Annotated in this window: 5 protein-coding genes; 3 read left to right on the top strand and 2 right to left on the bottom strand. The window is 73.3% G+C overall.

The window, feature by feature from the left end:
- Positions 1-246: 246 nt before the first annotated feature.
- On the bottom strand, positions 247-456 hold the full coding sequence (locus ACFV2S_RS35125; protein WP_030315760.1) for a helix-turn-helix domain-containing protein: 210 nt from the start codon (positions 454-456) through the stop codon (positions 247-249).
- 91 nt (positions 457-547) lie between these two features.
- Between ACFV2S_RS35125 and ACFV2S_RS35120 the strand changes: the two genes are divergently transcribed.
- Positions 548-1,030, top strand: coding sequence for a macro domain-containing protein (locus ACFV2S_RS35120; protein ID WP_385569200.1), 483 nt, complete (start codon positions 548-550; stop codon positions 1,028-1,030).
- A gap of 96 nt (positions 1,031-1,126) precedes the next feature.
- A complete protein-coding gene (locus ACFV2S_RS35115) occupies positions 1,127-1,636 on the top strand; it encodes a hypothetical protein (protein ID WP_385569196.1) in 510 nt (169 codons plus the stop codon).
- A 39-nt stretch (positions 1,637-1,675) separates the two neighbouring features.
- On the opposite strand, the gene sph is transcribed toward ACFV2S_RS35115, so the two are convergent.
- Positions 1,676-2,710: a sphingomyelin phosphodiesterase gene (gene sph, locus ACFV2S_RS35110; protein WP_385569191.1), complete on the bottom strand. Its 1,035-nt coding sequence runs from the start codon at positions 2,708-2,710 to the stop codon at positions 1,676-1,678.
- 125 nt (positions 2,711-2,835) lie between these two features.
- On the opposite strand from sph, the gene ACFV2S_RS35105 reads away from it, so the two are divergent.
- Positions 2,836-3,321, top strand: a complete 486-nt coding sequence (locus ACFV2S_RS35105) for a hypothetical protein (RefSeq protein ID WP_385569187.1) — start codon at positions 2,836-2,838, stop codon at positions 3,319-3,321.
- Positions 3,322-3,409 lie beyond the last annotated feature (88 nt).

Raw genomic sequence — 3,409 nt, 5'->3', positions numbered from 1 at the left:
GTGCCCCCGCGCCCCCCCCGCGCGTCCCCGCGCCGCGCCCGGGGCCGCGGGGGGGGGGGGGGGGGGGGCGGGGGGGGGCCCGCGCGGCCCGCCCCCGCCCCCCCCCCCCCGCCGCGCGGGTGTCCTCGCGGTCGAGCAGGGCGAGGAGCAGGTGCTCCGGGGTGACGACGCGCGCGCCGCCCCGCTCCGCGTGGGCGGCCGCGCCCTTCACCGTGGCGCGCGCGGCCTTCGTGAACCGTTCGAACATCACTGCCTCCCGTACTTCTTGTGGACGGCCTGCCGGCTGACACCCAGCTCGGTCGCGATCTCCTGCCACGACCATCCCTGGTTGCGCGCGCTGCGCACCTGGACGGCCTCCAGCTGTTCCAGCAGTCGTCGCAGCGCGGAGACGGCCCGCAGTCCGACCCGGGGGTCGCGGTCGCCGGCCCGTGCGGCGAGATCGGTCGCATCGGTCATGCTGTCAATGTAGGTTGACAAACGGGCGGGTGTCAACCCTGGTTGACATCGCGAGCGGACCCCTGTCAGTGCCGTCTCCTACGGTGATCCCATGACGGTGATCGAGTACGTACGGGGGGACGCCACCGCGCCGCGGGCCGAGGGCGTCAAGATCGTCGCGCACGTCTGCAACGACCTCGGGGGCTGGGGCCGGGGCTTCGTCCTCGCGGTCTCGCGGCGCTGGCCGGAGCCGGAGGCGGCCTTCCGGCGCTGGCACCGCGAGCGGGCGGGGAACGACTTCGGTCTCGGTGCGGCGCAGTTCGTCCCGGTCGAGCCGGGCGTCTGGGTGGCCAACCTGGTGGGGCAGCGGGGGATACGGACGGCGCGGAGCACCGGGGTGCCCGTGCGGTACGAGGCGATCGACGCCGCCCTCGGACGGCTCGCGGACAAGGCGGTCGAGCTGGGCGCGTCCGTGCACATGCCGCGCATCGGCTGCGGACTCGCCGGCGGCACGTGGGACCGGGTCGAGCCGCTGGTCCTGCGGCGGCTCGTGGCGCGGGGGATACCGGTCACCGTGTACGACTTCGGCGGGTAACGGGCGCCGGGGCGGGGTGTCGCAGGGGTGTTCGGCCGGGCGGGCTAGAGTCGGCGGCTGTTCGCATCGGGGGAACTGGGGAGCAGGGGGAGAGCGATGTACACGCAACTCAGGGAGACGGCCGACGAGTTGGCCGGAGTCCTGTGGCGGGAGCACACCGTCTACCGGGAGCGTGGCGGCGGGGTGGTGATCCGGGGCGAGCACGTGCGCCGCTGGATCAGCCTCGCCCCGACCGGGGGCAAGGACCGGGCGCTGCTGCGTGCCGGGCGGATCCTGGACGGCGGGACGACCGCCCCGGCCCGTACGGAGGTCGTGATCGACCTGACGGCCGGGACGGCGGAGCTGGCGGCCGTGTGCCGCGGCCTGCTCGCCGACGTCGCCGCCGTCGTGGAGCCCGCTCCGGGGCCGTCCCGTGCCGGAAGGCCGGGGAAGCCGGAGCGGCCGGGGAGGCGCGAGAGGCCGGGACAGTCGGCACGTGCCGACCGTCCCGGCCGCCGCCCCCGGAGGGAGCGGCACACCAGCGCCGGTTCCTGGTTCGTCCTGCTCTGTGTCGCCGGGGTGCTCGGAGCCTGGCTGTACAGCCTCTTCGGCGGTTACCCGTACTGAGCGGCTGCGCCTACCGCCTTTAACGGGGGGACGGGCCGGTCAGAAGCCGGTGACGGGGTAGTGGTCGCTCAGGTTGCTGTACGTGTACTGCTTGCCCCAGCTGGAGACCGTCCACGGCGCGGACTGCTCCTGCACCACGTGGTTGGTCCAGCCGGCGGGCCGGGCGTTCCCGGAGCGGTAGAGGACGTAGTCGAGGTCCTCGCGCGGGTCGTCCGGGTAGCGGTCGGAGGCGATCGAGTTCAGCTCGGTGTCGAAGGAGTACGGGTGGCCGGTGCGGGCGTCGGCCCCCACCAGGCCCGCGTCGGCGAGCATCGTGCCGTACTCGGGGGTGTGCGAGTCGACGTTCATGTCACCGGCGACGATCACCTGCTCGTTCGCCGGGATGTTCTTGGCGTCGAGGAAGGCGTCGATCGTCTTGAACTGCCGGCTCCGCATCTGCGCCGCCTCGCCCGCCGAGCAGCCCGGGTCGGTGGACTGGGCGTGCGTGCCGACGACGTGGACGAGGCTGCCGTTCACGTTCAGGACGGTGTAGGCGAAGCCCTTGTTCGAGTACCAGTCCGCGCCGCAGGCGTCCTTGTACACGTACTGCTCCTTGCGGACGATCGGCCACTTGCTGAGGACCGTCACGCCCCCGTCCTCGGGCGTGGTCGAGGAGTACGAACCGCCGGTGGCGTCCCAGCCGGACTTGCTGCGGCCCACGACGGGGGTCTGGTACGGGTACTGCGGGGCGGCGTTCGCCTTGAGCGCGTCCGAGGACGAGTTGTCGAAGGTCTCCTGGAGCACGACGACGTCCTGCCCCTGGAAGAAGGGGGCGGCGGGGATCGCCTTGGCGCGGTGGTCCTGGCCCCAGTTCGGGTACAGGGTCTTGGAGAACAGGAACGTGTTGTACGTGAGCACCTTCAGGCGCGGGGCCTCGGCGGCCGTCGCGGAGGCGGCGGACGCGGCCGGAGCGGCCGTCGCCAGGGTGGCGGCGGCGAGCGCGAGCGAAAGGGCGGCGCCGGGGGCGCGGCGGAGTGCGGCGAACGACACGTGAACTCCCATGAGAGCGTGGGGGGTTGGTCTGGCGCCGCACATACAATCAGCCGTGGTTACCTTCCGGTAGCCTCTGGATGCCGGGAATCTTGCCGAGCTCGCAAGATCACGCCAACTCTCGTCCCGGTGTCTGAATTGTCACCTTTTGGAACAGGTAGAATGCGCGCATGACCCTCGCGAACTCCACTGTCTTCAAGATGGACCTCGGTCCGCTCAACCCCGTCTGGGCCGAGCTCATCCTCGGTCTGGTGTTGTTCGGGCTCACCTTCCTCATCATGGCGAAGGGCATCCTCCCCAAGATCAAGCGCACCCTCGACGAGCGCGACGACGCCATCGAGGGCGGCACCGGTCGCGCCGACGACCTGCTCGCCGAGGCCACCGCGGTCCGCGAGCAGTACGAGGCGGAGCTCGCCGAGGCCCGCCACGAGGCCGCGCGCATCCGCTCCCAGGCCACCGAGGAGGGCTCGGCCTCCATCGCCGCCGCCCGCGCCGAGGGCCAGGCCGAGCGCGACGCGATCCTCGTCGCCGGCACCGCCAAGATCGCCGAGGAGCGCGCCGCCGCCGAGCGCGAGCTCAACGCCGACGTCGACGCCTGGGCCCACGCCCTCGCCGCCCGCATCGTCGGCGAGCCGGTCGGCGCCGACCGCGCCTGACCCCGCACTCCACGCAAGGGGCCGGGGGGGGGGGGGGGGGCCCCCCGCGCGGGGCCCCCGCGACGGGGGGGGTGCGGGGGGGGAGCCA

Source organism: Streptomyces sp. NPDC059695 (assembly GCF_042733785.1).
Lineage (GTDB): Bacteria > Actinomycetota > Actinomycetes > Streptomycetales > Streptomycetaceae > Streptomyces.
This window is presented reverse-complemented; position numbering and strand designations above follow the sequence as displayed.

Bases quoted from the DNA above. Each gene is read 5' to 3' on its own strand.
- ACFV2S_RS35105 (WP_385569187.1), top strand. From the start codon at position 2,836: ATGACCCTCGCGAACTCCACTGTCTTCAAGATGGACCTCGGTCCGCTC.
- ACFV2S_RS35115 (WP_385569196.1), top strand. From the start codon at position 1,127: ATGTACACGCAACTCAGGGAGACGGCCGACGAGTTGGCCGGAGTCCTG.
- ACFV2S_RS35120 (WP_385569200.1), top strand. From the start codon at position 548: ATGACGGTGATCGAGTACGTACGGGGGGACGCCACCGCGCCGCGGGCC.
- ACFV2S_RS35125 (WP_030315760.1), bottom strand. From the start codon at position 456: ATGACCGATGCGACCGATCTCGCCGCACGGGCCGGCGACCGCGACCCC.
- sph (WP_385569191.1), bottom strand. From the start codon at position 2,710: ATGTGCGGCGCCAGACCAACCCCCCACGCTCTCATGGGAGTTCACGTG.